The following is an 18,537-nucleotide window of genomic DNA, read 5'->3' on the forward strand; positions in this document are numbered from 1 at the left end:
AGCTACTGCGCGAGCCTCTCAGGGTCCGACATCCGCATCGTCAGTCTTAAGCCGGTACGAGGTGGTGGCGCCCAGTCCCAGCGCGACGGCGACGCGATCGTTCCATCCATAGGGATCGGCGCGTACGATTGGCTGGCCACCGTCGTCGAACAGCACGGTCTGGTACAGAAAGCGCACCGGTATTTCATGCGGGAGCGACACAAAGCTCTCCGGCTTGCCTTGTCGCGCCTGATGCCATTTATCCAGTATGCCCTCGTCCTGCGCGATCATCTCCGCAAACCCCAGTGCATCGTCGACCCGCACGCAGCCATGGCTGCGCTGCCGCTGAACCTGGGCGAACAACTGCTTTGCTGGCGTGTCGTGCAGATAGATTGCGAGCTCATTCTTCATGTCGAACTTGACCAGCCCGAGCGAGTTCTTCGGGCCGGCCTGCTGCACGATCCAGCCGTTCTTCCAAGCGAGATTGTTCTTGCGGAAATACGCCGCGCCCTTCCCGGTCATCTCCTTCTGTTGAACGGAGCGCGGTACCGTCCAGGTCGGGTTGGCGACGAGGCGGAAGATCGGCGAACCGAGCTGCGGAGTCTCCTTGTCAGGCTCGCCAACCACCACCTTGCGGGCGTTGGCGAGCTTGCCGTCTCGCCAGTAGCTGAGCCGCGCGGCCGCGAGATTTACGTCGATGCGCGTGGCGGCCGCGTTGCGGTCCAACCAGCGCAACCGTTCCATGTTTACCGCGATGGCACGCGCACGGTCGACATCAGAGAGGTTGAGGATCGCGAGTGCATCACTGCCAATCGCGCCGTCCGGCTTAATGCCGTAGTCGGTCTGCATCGCCTTCACCGCTGTGATCATCGCAGGCGTGAGCCGGTCGCCTTGGACCGCCGCCTTGTCGAGATAGTCAAAGGCGACCAGCTGTTGGGCAATCGCCGGAATCCGCGAGTCCGAGGCCCCGGGCTTGATGGCCTTGCCGCTGTCAGGGATCACCGTCGTCGGTGCCTCCTTCTGACCACGCAACGCGACGTACGCAGCAGACAGCTTGCGATAGTTCGCGTCCTGCGGCGCGAGACTTTCGAGCCATTGATAGAGTTTACCCGAGGCCAGCGCAGCCTTGAGTTCGCGTGCGAGATCGAGTTTCGGCCTTGGAACCGTGTAGACGTCGTACAGCTTCGTTGGATCGGTCACGCCGCGCGAAAGCGCGCTGGCGTAGGAAAGCGCGGACTGGTTCAGCGCGGCGTCACCTGAGCCAGGTGCCCCGTCCACGGCGAAGTTTACCTTGTCGAGCCCGTGGGCGCCACGAGCGTCGATCGCCTTGTGCAGTTGCCCGACGGTCGTCGCGGACCAGCCGCCCTGATGAGCCTCTGGCTGCGCCGGTTGCTTGGCCACCGTCGCGGTCTTGGTCTCGCAAGCGGACAGCGTGACCATGATCGCCATCAACGACGAGCCAATTACAGCAATCCGCACAATCTTCTCCTGTTGCTTGTTCCGATGTCGCAATCGGTCCACTTCGTTGGCGTGAGGGACTACCGCACCCGGCACAAGCGCTAACCCACGAAGCCAGTGGAATTTTCAAGCCGTCGGCATCACATCGATCCGATCGCGTCCGACTGTCCGGTCAACTCACCAAAAGATCTATGCATTCGGTCGAGCGCGGCGGCGCCGGCTCGGCGTCAGCGAGCCGGTATGCTGCGGCCGCCTCTGACGCTCTCGGGTCCTTCGGAATTTCTTCGAGAGACGCCAAACCGAAAGCGTGCTGCGACAGAGCGCCGCGCCAGGCGGCCTAACGTTCACAATTTTGTGCTACGCAGCGACCTTCCAGGACCGAAAGCCATGCCGAACCGTGCTAAATCAAACCGTTACTCTCTCTCGTCGCGGGTTCGCCGTTGGGGGCCTCGCATTGGTCGGAGTCGCCACTGCTGGCATTTCCAGCGCGGCGACCGCGGCGCGAGTCCCGGCAACGGTTCAGCCGCTCGCCTCCCCCCGCGTCGTACGCCCCGAGCTCCTGCGTCGGGCAATGGCCGCACTTCAGCGGCACGGGTCGCAGGTCAAGCATAGGGACCGCATCGCGATCGCCGATTTCGCGCAGGCGTCGTCGCAACCGCGCTTCTATCTGGTCGACATGGCAAACGGCATGGCGACGACCATGCTGGTCGCACACGGCAGTGGAAGCGACCTCGCTCACACCGGATTTGTCCAACGTTTCTCGAACGCCGAGGGCTCGAACGCATCGAGCGAAGGAGCCTTCCTCGCTTCTGACTATTACGTCGGCAAGCATGGACGATCGCAGCGTTTGATCGGTCTGGACCCGACCAATAGCAACGCTCTAGCACGGGCGCTCGTCGTCCACGCCGCCTGGTATGCCAACCCGGACATGCTGCGCACGCACGGAGAGCTCGGCCGCAGCCAAGGCTGCTTCGCCGTCAGCGAGGGCGATCTCCAGCAGGTCTTCGCTAGGCTTGGTCAGGGCAGGATGATTTACTCTGCCAAGGTTTGACCGCTCGTGTCCCGTTTAGGATGCGTGACGTCTGCGGCCACCGTTCGGTCCGGCCGTGAAGCCCAGCTCCACTAGGTTCGCCACGCGCAGGTCGCGGGCCTGCACAGACTTGGCCCCTAGCACGACCGCGACCACGCGGACGCCGTGTCGCTTGGCCGAAGTGGCGATGTTGTAGCCCGCATCGACGGTATATCCGGTCTTGATCCCGTCAACCCCTTCGACCTTCCCGAGGAGATGGTCGTGATTGACGATGCGACGCTTCCGCCAGACGATGGAACGCGCTGCGAAAATCTTGTATTCCCGGGCATGGTTCCTGAGCAACGCCCTCGCCAAGATAGTCATGTCGCGAGCCGAGGTCTGGTTGCCGGGGTTGGTCAGGCCGCTCGCGTTGGCGAAGCGTGTGAAGGAAATCGGATGCCGTGAGGCGTACGATATCCTCCAAAGCAGGAAGCCGCGGGCCACGTGTACTGGCTATGGGGATTTCGAGTTTGGCCCGGCTGTGCGGCGCGTGTGACGGCTGTCGAGGCGCGTATCGGCGGCCGAGATCATGGTCCCGAGGGGCAGTGTCCGGGGTGCATCTTGCCCATGATCGCAGGTTGAAGGTGCCGCTGATGCAGTCGGTGATGTTGCCAGCACGAGCGGCAGCATCGCCGGAACCGCAAGACCTGCGTGGCGGGATGAAGCTGAGCCATGCGGGGTCATGGCGTGGTCGTCCCGGTCGATGCGGTGCTCTGCGGCGGTGCGCGCGGCTGCCGCCAGCGTTCGAAGGTCTCTATGACGACCATGTGCCCGCCGCAGCATGGACATGGCGGTCGAACGTCTTCCGGCCCGGTCGGCGCATCGGTGATGGCCGGCGGTGCAACGCCAAGTAGCTCACGGATCCGCTCGAGCTGCCCCTTGCGGGTGGCACCGGCGAGCAGGCCGTAGTGACGGATGCGGTGGAAGCCTTTTGGCAGGACATGGAGCAGGAAGCGGCGGATGAACTCATCGGCCGCGAGCGTCATGGTCTGCTGGCGGTCGGCTCCGTCTCGGCGGTAATCCTTGTAGCGGAACGTCACGCCGGTCTCGTCGAAGCGCAGCAGCCGGCCGTTCGAGATCGCCACCCGGTGGGTGTAGCGCGACAGATAGGCGAGCACCGCCTCTGGTCCCGCGAACGGTGCTTTGGCGTAGACGACCCAGTTCTTCTTCCGGACCGGCGACAGGTGGCGCAGGAACGCACGCCGGTCGGCGAGATGGCCCATGCTTCCGAAGAAGCCGAGCCGCCCGGTGTCGCGCAGCGCCATCAGTCGGGTGAGGAACAGGCGGCGGAACAGCTTGCCGAGCACGCGCACCGGCAAGAGGAACGCCGGGCGCGACGACACCCAGCGGCTGCCGTCGGGCGACAGCCCGCCGCCCGGCACAATCATGTGGATGTGCGGGTGATGGGTCATCGCCGATCCCCACGTATGCAGCACCGCGGTGATGCCGATGCGTGCGCCAAGATGCTTGGGGTCGGCGGCGATGGTGGTCATCGTCTCGGACGCCGCCTGGAACAGCAGGCCGTATAGCGCGGCCTTGTTCTGGAGGGCGATATCGGCGACCTCGGCCGGCAGCGTGAACACGACATGGAAGTAACCGACCGGGAGCAGGTCGGCCTCACGCTCGGCCAGCCAGGCGCGCGCGGCGGCACCCTGGCACCGCGGGCAGTGTCGGTTGCGGCAGCTGTTATAGGCCACCCGCCAATGCCCGCAGTCGGTGCAGGCTTCGACGTGACCGCCCATGACGGCGGTACGGCAATGTTCGATCGCCGACATGACCTTCAGCTGGTGCAGGCTCAGGTGCCCCGCATGCGCCGTTCGATATGCGGGACCAGCGCCGCGAAAGATGTTGGCGACCTCGAGGGAGGTCCGCACGAGGGCGTCAACCGGGCGGCGTCTTGCCCTCCATGAGCGCCATCAGCCGGTCGAGCGGGCTGGTCACGGCGCGGATCGTGCGCGTTGCGACCTTGGTGTAGAGCGCGGTCGTCTCGAGCTTGCTGTGCCCGAGCAGCACCTGGATCACGCGGATATCGACGTCCTGTTCGAGCAGGTGAGTGGCGAAGCTGTGCCGCAGCGTGTGCGGGCTGACGCGCTTTCGAATCCCCGCCGCCTCGGCCGCCTCGCAGACCGCGCGGTGCAGTTGCCGGGTCGAGATCGGGTCGGTGTAGCTGCGCCCTGGAAAGAGCCAGCCGTGCGGCAGAAGGACACTGCGCCGCTTGCCTTCGCGCCACCACAGCCGCAGCAGCTCGAGCAGCTGCGGCGACAGCATGGCGTTACGATCCTTGCGGCCCTTGCCCTCCTCGATCCGGATCAGCATCCGCTTGCTGTCGATATCGTCGGCCTTGAGGTGCGCGACCTCCGACACGCGCAGGCCAGCGCCATAGGCCACGCCCAGCGCCGCCCGGTACTTGATGCCCGGTGCCGCCTCGAGCAGCCGTCCCACCTCATCGACGCTCAGCACGTCGGGCAGCTTCCTGGGACGACGCGCCAGCACCAGCCGCCGCGACAGGTCGGGTCGCTCGAGCGTCACGTCGAACAGGAAGCGCAGTGCCGATACCGAGCCGTTGATCGTGGACTCTCCGACACCCTGCTCGCGTTGGTGAAGCTGGAAGCGGCGCACATCCTCGGCGGTCGCGGTATCGGGCGAGCGCCCGAGGAAAGCCGCGAAGGCGCGGACGTGGCGGATATAATCATGCTGGGTCCGCGACCGCATCGCGCGCATCGCCATGTCGTCGAGCATCCGCTGACGCAGCGGGGTGACGGGTCGTTCGATCGGTACAATCGCCATGATCAAGTTCCTTTGGTTGAAGGAACTCCATCGTCTGCCGCCGCTGCCGCCGGGCCAAACCTCACCGCAAAGGCGCTACCTCACCACCAACACCAATGCCGCGCAGCGGCTTCGTGCATTGTTCTCCTCATGCCAAGCTGTTGGGCCTTGGTCGTCATCAAGTCAGCGAACTTGCTTTCGCTTACACCGAGCTTCTCCGCCATCGCAACGGTCACGTCGTTGGCGGAATCTACTGCTATCGCGTGTATCGCCTCGCGCACCGACAAGGTCTTGTCGGCCGCAATTCCGAGCCTGGAGGGCTGTTGACGCGCGGCGTTGTGCGAGAACGTCAACGTGTCGCTCATCCGGATCCGACCGGCTTCGAGGGCGTCGAAAACAAGATACAGGGCCATCATCTTGGCCAGGGAGGCGGGCCTGTGTAGCGCGTCGGGCTGCTCCGAGTAGATGACCCTTCCATCCGACGCATCGACCAGCAGCTCGGAGGTGGGCCGGGCATGTGCATTGCGGGCGACAGCCGGCACCTGCCACCCGACAATCATCGGGAGGCATAGCAAAGCCGATCGTAGGCGCGACCATATGCCGAAAAAACGCTTCATATCTTTTCCAATGGCTTAGGAGCTCACAGTGCCGCGCGCTATGTGAACATGGCCTTGCCTAACCGACGGCTGACATTCCAAGTTTGGATCCTGCGGCTCCCGTCCTCGACCTATTTGCGCCATGTCGGCCTCAGGGTGGCGTGTCTTCTACCGGTCCATTCGATGCCGCCAACCTCCATGGTCGTCCGGGCCGCTGCGGTGCAATTGGGGAAGTCAAGGCGACGGGTGCGGGCTGCGGGAACAACCTCTTCTGGGCTGAAGCTATCCTCTGGCTGTGCTTCCCTGCCGCCACACCGGGTGTGGAAGACTTCTTTCGCATGCGGTATCTTCGTTTTGGCGGCGCCTGGTTCGCATGTCGGAAAAGATCAGAATTGTGCCTTGGGCCGCTCACAATGCGAGGATCATCTATTGCGGCCTCACCGTCGATTTCATCGACGAGGGATACTTCTGCCGCATTCCTATCAAGGACGTCGCAATCGATGCGGACGGCGCACCAGATGCGTACGGCCCACCGAGGTTCGAGGGCGATCTCGATGGATGCGGCACCGACACCCTGAACCATGCGGGCTATCCAGACAACAAGCACAATTCGATCCCGGACGACTGGCGCGACATCCTCGTGTCCGACGCTCAAGACCGTCCCGCGCTGGGTAAAGGCGGCTTCTTCATCTCCAAGACCTCGCTTCAGGACGAGACCGTCGGGGACCGCGTGCCAGGCAAGTTCGTGGATGCGAGCCGCGTTTCCTACATCGTCATGCCAAGATTCTGGATCGACCATCTGGGGGTCAAGCTCGGGGACCTCTGCCTTCTGTGGCACGCGCGATTGAAGATCAGGACCGTCGCGATCGTAGCCGACACCTGCCCGGTTGACGAGCCGCTTGGCGAGATGTCGATCGCCGCCGCCAGGAACATCGGCGGGAGGAACGTGTCGCCGATCACCGGCGTGGACCTGCCGGGCAATGGCAGGGTGCTTTGCTGCATATTCAAGAACTCCAGACCTGACCTGGTCTGGCCGATAACCGACGCGTTCGTGCAGTCCTTCCGCGGCGTGCTCGAGGCGAGGCTTGCAGCGGTACCCGGCTGATGCATAGCGCGACCCGCGTTCGCCCGCAGGATTCCGTCAGACCCCGTCCGCTCGGACCCTTGAAGTCTCGTGACGAAGGCTTGGGCATTCGGACACCTTTCGAACCGGAGATGCCTGACGCCGGTATCCCGCGCAGCCACGACGCGCATCGTGTTAATGGACTTTCGCTTGTGCCACTGGGTGTGCGTACGAATCTCTTCAGCGACGCAATGTCACACACAATTCCCGGCTCGTAGTTCCAGCCGATAATCCTCCGCGAGGCTTAGCGGCAGAGACGGCCTGCTGATCGACCGAGCGGACGACCATGAGCCTGGGATCTATCAGGTGAAATCTATCGCGGCTTGATGCGCAGCCGAGCTGGCTTTTTCGAACCGAAGCCAACCTGTCTTCACCGGTCGTGGCGCTGCCGGTTCGGTCACCAAGAAGCCATGCCGCAGGTCCGACGGCAATCCGGTCGACACCGAATTTCCGAACGACTAGACCGCTGCGTTGATGTCATCCGTTAAAGCTGGACTAGATGGGAGCAGCATCATGAACAGTGGGCTTGTCCGTAGATTAGTCCTGCCCACCATGGCTGCGGCGACTGTGTTTGCCGTCCAACCCGGCACCGCATCCGGGCCAGCAAGCGATCCGTTCACGCTGAAGCCGATCGCACCGGGTGTCTATGCAGCGATCGACGGTCCGGAAGGACGGTCGGGGTCAAATGCTGGGTTCGTCATCGGGGATGACGGCGTGCTGGTGATCGACAGTTTCTTCAATCCGGACGCGACCAGAGCGCTGGTCTCGGAAATCCACAGGCTGACGCCGAAACCAATCCGCTATGTGGTCAACACGCACTATCACGCAGATCACGTCGGCGGCGACGCCGTGCTGAGGGCCGCAGGTGCGATGATCATCGCGCACCGCAATGTTCGCGGCTGGGTGCGGACCGAGAACCTGCATCTCTTCGGAGAACATATCTCGCCTAAAACTGCGGCCATGATCAAGGCGCTCCCCCTGCCGGACCTGACGACCGAGCACAACATGACGATCTGGTTGGGCAATCAGCGAGTTCTGATAGAGCCTGCGCTTGGTCACACAGGCGGCGATCTCATGGTCACCGTTCCTGATGCAAAGACCATTTTCTGCGGCGACATACTCTGGCGCCGCATGTCACCGAACATCATCGACGGCGACGTCGCCAGCTGGGCAAAGACCGTCGCCGCGTTGCAGCAGGCGCCGACTGGCAGCGATACTGTCTTTGTCCCCGGGCATGGCGATGTGGCGACGCTAAAAGACGTTGGCGAGTTCGAGCATTATCTTAGCGACTTGCTGGAGTTAGTGACGCGAAAACGTGCTGGCGGCCTGTACGGGAAAGCCTTGGTCGAGGCCGCCCTACCCGAATTTGCGAAGCAGCACGGCGACTGGACGGCATTTACCCATTTCGCGCCTCTGGAACTCGGCTTCATGGACGACGAGTTGGCTGGCAAGAAGCGGCGTCCCCTTCCCGTCACGGACTAGCCGCGCCAAAGATTCTCAGGTTCGTGCGCTCTCAAAACCGCGACCCACTGATATACTAAGTCAAGTCGAGACAAATCGAATTAGGAAGGCATAGCTTGGCTAAAATCGACGTCAACACGGCTGATCAGCACGAACTCGACGCCGCCGGAAGTCTGCGCGGGCACGGTCCCGAGATAGTCCGCTACCGCGAGCAACGCGGCCGGTTCACGAGCCTGCGGCAGCTCGACGAGGTGCCGGGGCTTTCGGGGAAGGTCGACGAGGAGACGAAGGCGTTGCTGACGGTCGGAGAATAATCGTCAGAGCAACGTCTTCGCCGTCCGATGGCAGTCCTCGATGTGCGAGTTGCCGACGAGCTTCATCGCACCGAAGCTGATGCCCGCTGCGATGCCCGATCCGATCAATGGCACGTACTTGGCGACCGAGGCCGTGGCGACGCGTGTGCCCACTCGGCGCAGCAGGCTGGTCACCAGCCGCTTCGTGACCATCCGGCCAATGACGTTATTCCCCATGCTCGCCGCGACGACGAAGACCTTCTCCGCGACCTGAGGGTCGAGCTTCTCAACCTGCTCATGATCCAGACCGAAACGCCTGCTGATCTCGGGCAACATCGTCGCGAGCAATCCGACGTCTGCAACGATGTCCGCGCCCGGGATCGGAACGACAGCTACCCCCGCCGAAAGAAGCGCACGAGTGGTTACCATTCGCCGACATTCCGACCTGATCCGGTCGAGGTCGGCGATCTTCGTGCTCACTGGAATCTTCATTTCACTCTCTCCCCGTTGTCATCATCGGTCCGCAGACCTCGACCGCGCGCTTGAGCCCTGGATGTGCCTGCAGACGCCGCCAAGGGTCCACCGGACCGGGACGGTCGATCGGCGTCCCGTTATCAGGCTCACCGGTATGGTGCCGAACATATCGTAGATCGCGGCGATTGCGTGCAGGCTGACCCATGCGTGCGCTTGACGTCGCGGGTGACGACGTCCGGACACCTCGCAATCCCGGCAGCGACATGCGCGTACTCGGAGTCTCCGAGGTCGAACGAGGTCGATTCTTTGCGTCCGATCAACGGCTGCGGCTCCAATTCGGACATGGCACATCGGGAATACCTAATCTGGAAGATCCTCAACGCGGGGCAAAGCGCGGAGTATCCGCTTCCTGCCCGACTTCCGAAGCCAAATGCATCGCCGCAGCGTACCTCGATCAAGATCGGAAATCAGTTGAACGCCAAGACCCGTCCTGCGATCGATACGGTGCAGTTGTTCGCCAATCCCACCGCCGGCCGGGCCGCGCGGCGGCGCGTCGCTGCCCTGCGATGCAGTTTCGTGGCTCGAGGCATCAGGGTGCTTGATGGCGAATACGGTTCGGAGGCCCTACAAATCGACCAGCGAGCGCAGCACGTCTGTTGTGCGGGTGGCGACGGTACCTTGCGGCACGTTCTTACAGCGATTCTGGAAACGGATCGCGAGATAACGGTAAGCGTCTACCCGAACGGCACGGTCAACCTAGTCGCCAGAGAGTGTGGCTATCCGAACGACCCGGTGGCATTCGTCGACCGCGTGCTGCTGGGTGTTTGCCGCCTCAACCATTACATAGGACTCGTCGGCGAGGTTCCCATGGCGAGTTGCGCGAGCATTGGGCCCGACAGCTACGCGGTCTCTACAGTCTCGCCACTGTTGAAGCGAGCGATCGGCAGGGCGGCGTATTTCGTCGCCGTCTGCAGCTATATCATCCGCTGGCGCCGCGAGAAGGTCACTCTGCTAGGTCCAGAGCTGCAAATGGCGTGCGAAGCGGTCTCCATCGCAAAAGGACGCTTCTTTGCCGGTCCGTGGTCGCTTTCCCCTGACGCAAGTGCACATTCCCCGAAATTCGAGGTGATCGCCTTCCGTGACGCATCACGCACGACCTACTGCAGGCTATGGTGGTCATTGTTGCGAGGACTGCCAATAGGAGCGCTACCGGGCGCGGAGGCATTCACATGCACCGAATTGGTAATAACAAGCGAACAGCCCGTCCCGCTGCAGTCTGACGGCGACATAGTCGGCGATCTACCGCTTCGGATATCGCTGAGGGTCGCGCCGATCGAGTTCGCGTAACCGCGGGTGCCCACGACCAGACTGCCTGACGCCCTAGTCGCGGTCACGAACGCCCATCGGCCGCTCTGGTTGACAACACCGACCCTGTGGGACGGGTCCTCTGGAAGATCGACCAAAACAGGGTCGGACCCGCAATTTAGGCGGGGCAAAGTCGGGGCAATCTTGACCTCGTCACCGCAGATTTACCGCGCAGAGACGACGATTTTTCAATAAAGAGAACAAAAAAGGGCCGCTAACTCATTGAGCTAGCGACCCTTTTTATGGTGGGCGTGGCAAGGATTGAACTTGCGACCCCTGCGATGTCAACACAGTGCTCTACCACTGAGCTACACGCCCACTTCGCTGCGGCAGTGCCTAGCGAGGGGCGGGCTGTAGCGAAGCCTTTGCCGCTGCGCAAGCACCTGCACGCGCAAAATCAGATATTGTCGCTCATTCGCTCGAGCTCGAACATCCGATCGACCTCGAGCACGAGATCGCGCAGGTGGAACGGCTTGGACAGGACGCGCGCCTGCGGCATCGTCTTGCCCGCCTTGAGCGTCACCGCGGCGAAGCCGGTGATGAACATCACGCGCAGGTCGGGCGCCAGATCCGCTGCCTTCTGCGCGAGTTCGATGCCGTCCATCTCGGGCATCACGATGTCGGTCAGCAGCAGGTCGAAATGCTGGGTTTCGAGCAGCGGAATCGCCGCGGTCCCGCGGTCGACCGCCGCGACCGCATAGCCCGAACGTTCGAGCGCGCGCGTCAGATAGTCGCGCATCACGCGATCATCCTCGGCGAGCAGAATGCGTATCATGTCCAAAATCCCGTTTCGCGGCCGCGCCGCTTCCGTAGCGCGCGATCCTATGCGCACAGGCCTTAACATTTTCCAGCCGGATCGGCGCGCGCTTATGGTACGTATTGGCACAATGGCATCCCCCCCGCCCTCGTTCGACCGTTTTGGCGACGATCCGCCCGCCAGCCCGGTCGTGCTGTCCGTCCCGCATGCCGGGCGCGACTATCCGGTCGCACTGCAGGCGGCGTTGCGAGTGCCGCTGAGCGCCGCGCGCGTCCTCGAGGATCGCCATATCGATGCCGTCGCGCTGGCCGCGCAGGGCCGCGAAACGATGCTCGTGCAGCGCCGCGCGCGCGCCTGGATCGACCTTAACCGGTCCGAGCAGGAACGCGACCCGGTGATCGACGAGGGTGCGGCCTGGACCTCGCAGCCGCTTGCTACCGCCAAGCTGCGCGGCGGGCTCGGGCTGATCCCACGACGCGTGGCGGGCGCGGGCGAGCTGTGGCGGCGGCGACTCGACGCCTATGATGTTGCCGCGCGGATCCGCGACGATCATCGGCCGTACCACGCCGCGCTGGCGGCAGCGCTCGCCGCGGCGCGCGCGCGGTTCGGGGTCGCAGTGCTGCTCGATGTACATTCGATGCCGTCCCTCGGTGCTGGCAAGCCGGTCGTCGTCCTGGGCGATCGCTTCGGGCGCAGTGCCGCCACGCGCTTCGTTTCGGCAATCGAGGCGGTGGTCGGGGCCGCGGGGCTACCGGTCGCGCGCAACGCGCCATATGCCGGCGGGCACATCCTTGACACGCAGGCGCGCCCGGCGGCCGGGGTCCATGCGATCCAGATCGAATTCGACCGGACGCTCTACCTCGATCCAGCTGGTGATGTGCCGGGCGATGGGATGCCGGCAATCGCTCGGCTGCTGCGGCAGGTGATCGATACGCTCGCCGACGAGGCGACCGCCGGGCGCGCGCTCGCTGCTGAATAAAAAAACCACCGCGTGCAATGCAGCACGCGGTGGCCAAGGTTCAGGGAGGAGGCGCCCTGAAAGGGCGCCGCGCGGTCCCGCGAAAGGGGGGAACACGGGTCCGCGTACGATGGATATAGGTGGACGCTTTTCGGCCTTCAAGGGTAAAAACTGCGCCGGCAACAGTTCGTCAGAATTCGGCGCGATCGCGCTGGCGGACCGCCGGCAGCATCCGTCCGAGCACCGCGTCGTGCAGCATGAAATGATGCCGCAGCGCGGCAGCGGCGTGCACGACAACGAGTGCCGCCATCGCATAGCCGAGCATCGTATGGGCGCTGTCGCCGATCGCAGCAGCGGGCGCCGACACCGGCAGATGCGGCACGTCGAACAGGCCGAACCAGCGCATCGGATAGCGCGCCTCGCGCCCCGCCGAGCCCATCGCCCAGCCCGACAGCGGCAGCGCGAGCAGCAGCGCGTAGAAAGCGGCGTGGCTCGCGCGCGCGGCGGCGCGTTCCCAGGACGGCAGGCTCGCTGGGAGCCGCGGCGGACGGTGCGTCAGCCGCCAGCCGATCCGCGCGAGCGTCAGGACGAGGACGCAGAGACCGATCGACTGGTGCAGCGGGATGACCCCCGCCGCACCGTCGAGGAGCCTTTCGTGCAGCAGCCCGATCGCCAGATTGATCCCGACCAGTGCGGCGATGATCCAGTGAAACCCGATCGCGCCGCGCGAATAGCGATCGATCCGAACGATCGCGCTGCGCGCCATCAGTTGACGAGCTGTGGCACCGGTGCCTTGCCCAGACGCACCTGACGATCGAAGATCTGCGGCAGGGTCGAGAGCGAGAAAAGATGGGCGTAGATCAACGGTAGCAGGCCCGACTTCTGGATCTTGCGCAGCTGGTCGCCGCGCAGCTCGTTGAGCTTCTCTTCATTGACCATCTGGAAGCCGCGATAAATGAACGGCTGCTCGTTGCCCTCGACCTGCAGCGTGACCTCGCCCTCCATCAGCAAGCCGAGCTCGCGCAGTTCGACCATGAAGTCGGCGGTGCGGGCGCCGGCCTGTTCGAACTGCTCGTTGAAGCTCAGGATGTTCTGGACGACTTCGGTCGGCTTGCCATCGGCGAACAGGGCCTCGCCATCGTCGAACGCGCCGATCGCCTCGCCGGTCGGATCGAAGCAGAGCGACAGTTCCTCGGCATCGGGGCGCAGCCGTGCGAGCATGAAGGGATAGCGGCGAACATAGGCCGGAACATAGACCGTGTCCTCGGTCAGCTTGCCGTCGTCGCCGATGAAGACGTTGACGCCCTCGTTGAGCCCCATCAGCGCGATCGGGATCGCATCGTCGCCGCTGGTGAAGACGATCGGCAGCGTGCGCTGCGCCATGACGAACTCATCGACGGTCACGGGAATCGCATGCTGGCCGACCAGGAAGGTCGCACGGTCAAGCATGCGCATCTTGAAGGCGGCATGCGTCTCGCTCGAAAGCGGCTCAAGCGCGTTATAGAAGAGCGGAAGCGATTGCGGCGCGCTGGCCATCGGGATTCTCCATCGAACGTCAAAGCGCTGCGGTTTGCTACGCCGGATGGCCGCTGGCTCTATGGTGCGGCAGGGTTTTCCGCAAGGCCGAGCAGTTTGTCGGGGTTCATCAGCCCCTGCGGATCGAGCCCGGCCTTGATCGCGCGGAGCGCCGCCATGCGCGCGGGCGACGACAGCCGGGCAAGTTCGGCGCGCTTCATCTGGCCGATGCCGTGCTCGGCCGAGATCGAGCCCCCCGCCGCAACGACGAGATCGTGGACGAAGCGCGTGACGACGGGCGCGTCCTCGGCATACCAGCGCGCGGGATCGGCGCCGGCGGGGGCGCGGACGTGGAAATGGACGTTGCCGTCGCCCAGATGCCCGAAGGCAGTCGCGTGGCTCCCGGGGAAGCGCGCCTCGGCGGCGGCGGCCGCCTCGACCATGAAGCGCGGCATCGTCGCGACGGGAACCGAAATGTCGTGCTGCATCGCCGGCCCGCTCGCGCGCTCCGCCTCGGAGAGCGAATCGCGGATCCGCCAGAAGGCTTCGGCTTGCGCCTCCGATGCCGCGATCGTCGCATCGGCCGCCTGCCCATCGGCAAGTGCCGGCGCGAGCAGGCGTTCGAGCAGCGCGCCGGGCGCCTCGGCGGCAGGATCGGTCGCGACGGCTTCGATCAGCACGTGCCAGCGGTGTGAGGTCGCGAGCGGCGCGCGCGTGCCCGGGATATGCTGGAGCACCTGCGCCAGCGAATCGCCCGAGACGATCTCGAAGCTCTCGATCGTGTCGGTCCGCCGCTCGAGTCGGCGCAGCAAAGCGAGCGCAGTTTCGGGGTCGGCCAGCCCGACCCACGCCGCGGCGCGCTGCGCGATCGCCGGGTAGAGCCGCAGCGTCACTGCGGTGAGAATGCCGAGCGTCCCCTCGGCACCGATCAGCAGGTGATCGAGATCATAGCCGCGGTTGTCCTTCTTGAGCGCCGCGAGCCCGTCATGGATCTCGCCATTCGGCAACACCGCCTCGACGCCTGCGACGAGCCCGCGCATCGTCCCGAAGCGCAGCACCTGCGTGCCGCCGGCATTGGTCGAGGCAAGCCCGCCGATCGTCGCGCTGCCGCGCGCGCCAAGCGTCAGCGGGAACCGCATCCCCTGCGCCTCGGCTGCCGCATGGAGATTGGCGAGGATCACGCCTGCCTCGGCGACTGCCAGCCCGGCGGCGGGATCGATCGAGCGGATCCGGTTCATCCGGCGCAGCGAGACGATCAGCGCCGATCCGTCGGCCGGCGGGGTCGCCCCGCCGACCATCGAGGTATTCCCGCCTTGCGGAACCAGCGGGACACCATGTTCGGCGGCGAGCCGCAGCACCGTCGCGACCGCCGCGGTGCTGTCGGGCGATAGGATTGCCGGACTGCGGCCGTGATAGCGCCCGCGCCAATCGTCGAGCCACGGCGCAATGTCGCCGGGATCGGTCGTCACCGCAGCGTCGCCGAGCGCGGCGCGCGCGGCGTTGATCAGGCTGGTCTGGCGCGGACTCGGCTGTATTGTGGTCATGGCGCTGCCTCTATCATCGCCGTTCGCACACCGCCAATTCATCCGCTGTTCAAGCCCATATGGTAACCCCGCGTCCCCAATGCCGAACCTGGTCCTCCCGTCCGTTTTGTTGCTTGCGCTTGCCCCGGCGGCTTCCGCCGAAATGGGCCCGTTCGATCGTGTCGAACTGGCGCAGCTGTCGATCCACCAGCGAATCGTGATCCGCATTCCCCGCGTCTTCGGGCGGCGCGACGCGGAGCGCGCGGACTTTGCCGAACAGCGCTGGAGGACCAAGAAGGGCCCGAAATGCGTGCCGATGGGTGCGCTCGAAGGCGCGGTCATTACCGGCGCCGATAGCGTCGATCTGCTCGTCGCCGATGGCACGCGGCTGCGCGCCGAGTTCGACGACGATTGCCCCGCGCTCGATTTCTATTCGGGATTGTACGTAAAAGGCACGTCGGACGGGATGGTTTGTGCCGACCGCGACTCGATTCGCTCCCGCTCGGGCAGCGCCTGCAAAATCGAACGTTTCCGGCGGCTCGTCGCCAAGCGATAAGGGCTGCCGTGCCCTTTTTCTTGACATTCGCGCCTTAATCCGCAAGCGCTTTGCCTCGTTCGCGGGCGCTTTCGCCCCGGCGCTTTTTCCGGACACCGCATGACTTTTGCCGATCTCGGCCTTTCCGACGAACTCCAGCGCGCCGTCAACGAGTCGGGCTACACTGAGCCGACTCCGATCCAGGCGAGCGCGATCCCCTCGATCCTGATGGGCAAGGACCTCGTTGCCGTCGCGCAGACGGGCACCGGCAAGACCGCCGCCTTTGTGCTGCCGATGATCGACATTCTCGGCGAGGGCCGCAGCCGCGCCCGCATGCCGCGCACGCTGATCCTCGAGCCGACGCGCGAACTGGCAGCGCAGGTCGCCGAGAATTTCGAGAAATACGGCAAGTATCACAAGCTTTCGATGGCGCTGCTGATCGGCGGCGTGTCGATGGGCGACCAGACCGCCGCGCTCGAAAAGGGCGTCGACGTCCTGATCGCGACGCCGGGCCGCCTGATGGATCTGTTCGGGCGCGGGAAAATCCTGCTGACCGGCTGTTCGATGCTGGTGATCGACGAGGCCGACCGGATGCTCGACATGGGGTTCATCCCCGACATCGAGGAAATCTGCACTAAGCTGCCCAAGACGCGGCAGACCTTGCTCTTCTCGGCGACGATGCCGCCGCCGATCAAGAAGCTTGCCGACAAGTTCCTCGACAATCCCAAAACGATCGAAGTCGCGCGCCCAGCGACCGCTAACGTCAATATCAAGCAGTGGCTGGTGCATGTCACCGCCGCCAAGAAGCGCGACAAGCTGATCGAGCTGCTGCGCCAGGAAGACGTCAAGACCGGGATCATCTTCTCGAACCGCAAGACGACGGTGCGCGAGCTCAACAAGGCGCTGCAGCGCGCCGGCTTCGCGTCGAGCGAGATCCATGGCGACATGGAGCAATCGCAGCGCATCGCCGAACTCGACCGCTTCAAGAAGGGTGAGGTCAGCATCCTCGTCGCCTCCGACGTCGCGGCACGCGGGATCGACGTGAAAGGCGTGAGCCACGTCTTCAACTTCGATGCGCCGTGGCATCCGGACGATTATGTCCACCGCATCGGCCGCACCGGCCGCGCGGGGGCGACCGGGATCGCCTTCACCTTCGCGACGCCCGACGACGTCGAGAATATCCAGAATATCGAGAAGCTGACCGGCTTGAAGATCGAACGCTATGAAGCGGGCGAGGCGCCGGTCGTCGCATCCGACGAAGCCGAATCCCCCCGCGTTGCCGCCGCGGCCCCGAAGGGGCGCCGTCGGCCTAAGGCGGCGGGCAAGACCGACAACGCGCCGGTCGAGGCCGAAGCCGAAACCGCCGCACCGGTTGCAGCTGAACGCCCTGCCCGCGCGCCCCGCGAAGAACGTGCGCCACGCGCCGAGCGGTCGGCTCGTGAAGAGCGACCGGCTCGCGAAGAGAGCGCCGCCCGCGATGAGCGCGCCGCCCGCGATGAGCGTCCTGCCCGTGAAGAGCGCGCCGCCCGCGAAGAGCGCCCTGCCCGCGATGAGCGTCCTGCTCGTGAAGAGCGCGCCGCTCGTGAGGCCCGCCCCGCCCGCGACGCGCGTTCGCAGCGTGACACGCGCACCGGGCGCGAGAGCGACGCTCCGCGCGCCGAGGTGGTCAACCAGATCGAGCCGATCGATGCGGTCGACGATGGCGGCTGGAACGGCCCGATGCCGGCGTTCCTGCTTGCGAAGCTGACGCTGACCGAGTGATTTTGCGGACCGCGGTATAAGCGGTCTGCCAACGAAGCGTTCGGGGATCCGGTGCTGCTCAGCGCCGGCGATTGTGTCGGGGCACATCCACGCAAGGCGCTCCCCCGCGTAAATCCCCCGCCCGCAATTGGGGGAGAAGGAAACCGCCCATCTCCTTCAGACTGGAGGCGGGGGGGGCCACCACATGCGTTGCGGCCCGTAGCTGACACCCATCCCCTTCGCGGAACGCTCGCCCCCCCACCCGCTAGGCGCGGGAGGAAATTACGTTACTCGGCCGCCGCCGCCTGCGCGATCAGCGCATCGTCGATCTCGCCTGCGCGCGTGTACGCGGGGCGCGCAAGGATCCGGCCGAGATAGGCCTCGAACGCCGGGCGCTTCGGCAGCGAACCGAACATCACGCCCCAGGCGACTTGTGACCCGACATAGATATCGGCCGCACTGAACGTCGCCCCGGCGATATACGGATTCGCCGAAACCGCCTTCTCAAGCACATCGACCATCAGATCAAAGTGGCCATAGCCCGCCATCCGCTGCTGCTCATCGGTCGGGGTCACGCCGAGCGACTTGTTGGTCACGGCGTGCTCGACCGGCCCCGCCGCAAAGAACATCCAGCGATAATAATCGGCGCGCTCACCGAGCGGCGGAGCGAGCCCGGCCTCGGGAAAGGCATCGGCGAGATAGGCACAGATCGCCGCGCCCTCGGTCACGACATGCCCGTCATGGACGATCGCGGGCACCTTCCCCATCGGATTGATCGCCAGATACGGCTCGGCCTTCATCGATGCGGCATAATCGAGCACGACCGTCTCGTACGGCGCGCCGACCTCCTCGAGCATCCAGCGGGCGATCCGACCGCGTGACATCGGATTGGTGTAAAATGTAAGGGCCATGACCGTTCCTCCCA

General features: G+C 64.7%; 19 protein-coding genes and 1 tRNA gene. 8 read left to right on the plus strand and 12 right to left on the minus strand.

The features are described 5' to 3' along the window. Window positions 1–18 precede the first annotated feature (18 nt). On the minus strand, window positions 19–1,428 hold the full coding sequence (locus ACVWYO_RS05430; RefSeq protein ID WP_457349112.1) for a L,D-transpeptidase family protein: 1,410 nt from the start codon (window positions 1,426–1,428) through the stop codon (window positions 19–21). 463 nt (window positions 1,429–1,891) lie between these two features. Between ACVWYO_RS05430 and ACVWYO_RS05435 the strand changes: the two genes are divergently transcribed. Further along, the gene (locus ACVWYO_RS05435) at window positions 1,892–2,488 is read left to right on the plus strand and encodes a murein L,D-transpeptidase catalytic domain family protein (protein WP_457349113.1); all 597 of its coding nucleotides are present in this window, start codon (window positions 1,892–1,894) and stop codon (window positions 2,486–2,488) included. 15 nt (window positions 2,489–2,503) lie between these two features. Here ACVWYO_RS05435 and ACVWYO_RS05440 read toward each other — a convergent pair whose 3' ends face one another. The 4 genes from ACVWYO_RS05440 to ACVWYO_RS05455 all read right to left on the minus strand — a co-directional run bounded on the left by ACVWYO_RS05440 (window position 2,504) and on the right by ACVWYO_RS05455 (window position 5,889). Continuing rightward, window positions 2,504–2,950 (minus strand): D-alanyl-D-alanine carboxypeptidase family protein, encoded by a 447-nt coding sequence (locus ACVWYO_RS05440; RefSeq protein ID WP_457349114.1) that lies wholly within the window; start codon window positions 2,948–2,950, stop codon window positions 2,504–2,506. Between the two features lie 236 nt (window positions 2,951–3,186). After that, entirely contained in the window at window positions 3,187–4,380 is a 1,194-nt protein-coding gene (locus tag ACVWYO_RS05445; RefSeq protein WP_457348794.1) for an IS91 family transposase, read from the minus strand. 7 nt (window positions 4,381–4,387) lie between these two features. Continuing rightward, entirely contained in the window at window positions 4,388–5,293 is a 906-nt protein-coding gene (locus ACVWYO_RS05450) for a tyrosine-type recombinase/integrase (RefSeq protein WP_457348793.1), read from the minus strand. An 80-nt stretch (window positions 5,294–5,373) separates the two neighbouring features. After that, the gene (locus ACVWYO_RS05455; protein ID WP_457349115.1) at window positions 5,374–5,889 is read right to left on the minus strand and encodes a D-alanyl-D-alanine carboxypeptidase family protein; all 516 of its coding nucleotides are present in this window, start codon (window positions 5,887–5,889) and stop codon (window positions 5,374–5,376) included. Window positions 5,890–6,241: 352 nt separating this feature from the next. On the opposite strand from ACVWYO_RS05455, the gene ACVWYO_RS05460 reads away from it, so the two are divergent. The 3 genes from ACVWYO_RS05460 to ACVWYO_RS05470 all read left to right on the plus strand — a co-directional run bounded on the left by ACVWYO_RS05460 (window position 6,242) and on the right by ACVWYO_RS05470 (window position 8,766). Further along, window positions 6,242–6,973 (plus strand): hypothetical protein, encoded by a 732-nt coding sequence (locus tag ACVWYO_RS05460; protein ID WP_457349116.1) that lies wholly within the window; start codon window positions 6,242–6,244, stop codon window positions 6,971–6,973. 531 nt (window positions 6,974–7,504) lie between these two features. Further along, window positions 7,505–8,473 (plus strand): MBL fold metallo-hydrolase, encoded by a 969-nt coding sequence (locus tag ACVWYO_RS05465; protein WP_457349117.1) that lies wholly within the window; start codon window positions 7,505–7,507, stop codon window positions 8,471–8,473. A 95-nt stretch (window positions 8,474–8,568) separates the two neighbouring features. Then, window positions 8,569–8,766: a ComEA family DNA-binding protein gene (locus tag ACVWYO_RS05470; RefSeq protein ID WP_457349118.1), complete on the plus strand. Its 198-nt coding sequence runs from the start codon at window positions 8,569–8,571 to the stop codon at window positions 8,764–8,766. A gap of 3 nt (window positions 8,767–8,769) precedes the next feature. Here ACVWYO_RS05470 and ACVWYO_RS05475 read toward each other — a convergent pair whose 3' ends face one another. Next, window positions 8,770–9,081 carry a hypothetical protein gene (locus tag ACVWYO_RS05475; protein ID WP_457349119.1) on the minus strand — a complete coding sequence of 104 codons (312 nt, stop codon included), beginning with the start codon at window positions 9,079–9,081 and terminating at the stop codon, window positions 8,770–8,772. Between the two features lie 444 nt (window positions 9,082–9,525). On the opposite strand from ACVWYO_RS05475, the gene ACVWYO_RS05480 reads away from it, so the two are divergent. Next, window positions 9,526–10,566 carry a diacylglycerol/lipid kinase family protein gene (locus tag ACVWYO_RS05480; RefSeq protein WP_457349120.1) on the plus strand — a complete coding sequence of 347 codons (1,041 nt, stop codon included), beginning with the start codon at window positions 9,526–9,528 and terminating at the stop codon, window positions 10,564–10,566. A 261-nt stretch (window positions 10,567–10,827) separates the two neighbouring features. On the opposite strand, the gene ACVWYO_RS05485 is transcribed toward ACVWYO_RS05480, so the two are convergent. Beyond that, window positions 10,828–10,902 (minus strand) — tRNA-Val (locus ACVWYO_RS05485). Window positions 10,903–10,981: 79 nt separating this feature from the next. Continuing rightward, on the minus strand, window positions 10,982–11,359 hold the full coding sequence (gene cpdR / locus ACVWYO_RS05490) for a cell cycle two-component system response regulator CpdR (protein WP_140847034.1): 378 nt from the start codon (window positions 11,357–11,359) through the stop codon (window positions 10,982–10,984). A gap of 112 nt (window positions 11,360–11,471) precedes the next feature. Between cpdR and ACVWYO_RS05495 the strand changes: the two genes are divergently transcribed. Further along, entirely contained in the window at window positions 11,472–12,320 is an 849-nt protein-coding gene (locus tag ACVWYO_RS05495; RefSeq protein WP_457349121.1) for an N-formylglutamate amidohydrolase, read from the plus strand. 169 nt (window positions 12,321–12,489) lie between these two features. Here ACVWYO_RS05495 and ACVWYO_RS05500 read toward each other — a convergent pair whose 3' ends face one another. From ACVWYO_RS05500 to ACVWYO_RS05510, 3 genes are read right to left on the minus strand one after another with little or no spacing between them, the layout of a single operon-like run. Continuing rightward, entirely contained in the window at window positions 12,490–13,065 is a 576-nt protein-coding gene (locus ACVWYO_RS05500; RefSeq protein WP_457349122.1) for a cytochrome b, read from the minus strand. After that, on the minus strand, window positions 13,065–13,835 hold the full coding sequence (locus ACVWYO_RS05505; protein ID WP_457349123.1) for a SapC family protein: 771 nt from the start codon (window positions 13,833–13,835) through the stop codon (window positions 13,065–13,067). Before ACVWYO_RS05505 ends, ACVWYO_RS05500 begins: the two co-directional genes overlap by 1 nt. A gap of 59 nt (window positions 13,836–13,894) precedes the next feature. Next, a complete protein-coding gene (locus tag ACVWYO_RS05510; RefSeq protein ID WP_457349124.1) occupies window positions 13,895–15,358 on the minus strand; it encodes an FAD-binding oxidoreductase in 1,464 nt (487 codons plus the stop codon). 79 nt (window positions 15,359–15,437) lie between these two features. On the opposite strand from ACVWYO_RS05510, the gene ACVWYO_RS05515 reads away from it, so the two are divergent. Then, window positions 15,438–15,893: a hypothetical protein gene (locus ACVWYO_RS05515; RefSeq protein ID WP_457349125.1), complete on the plus strand. Its 456-nt coding sequence runs from the start codon at window positions 15,438–15,440 to the stop codon at window positions 15,891–15,893. 99 nt (window positions 15,894–15,992) lie between these two features. Then, window positions 15,993–17,633 carry a DEAD/DEAH box helicase gene (locus ACVWYO_RS05520; protein WP_457349126.1) on the plus strand — a complete coding sequence of 547 codons (1,641 nt, stop codon included), beginning with the start codon at window positions 15,993–15,995 and terminating at the stop codon, window positions 17,631–17,633. Between the two features lie 266 nt (window positions 17,634–17,899). On the opposite strand, the gene ACVWYO_RS05525 is transcribed toward ACVWYO_RS05520, so the two are convergent. Next, window positions 17,900–18,523: a glutathione S-transferase family protein gene (locus tag ACVWYO_RS05525; RefSeq protein WP_457349127.1), complete on the minus strand. Its 624-nt coding sequence runs from the start codon at window positions 18,521–18,523 to the stop codon at window positions 17,900–17,902. Between the last annotated feature and the right edge of the window lie 14 nt (window positions 18,524–18,537).

It is taken from the genome of Sphingomonas sp. UYP23 (genome assembly GCF_054059235.1).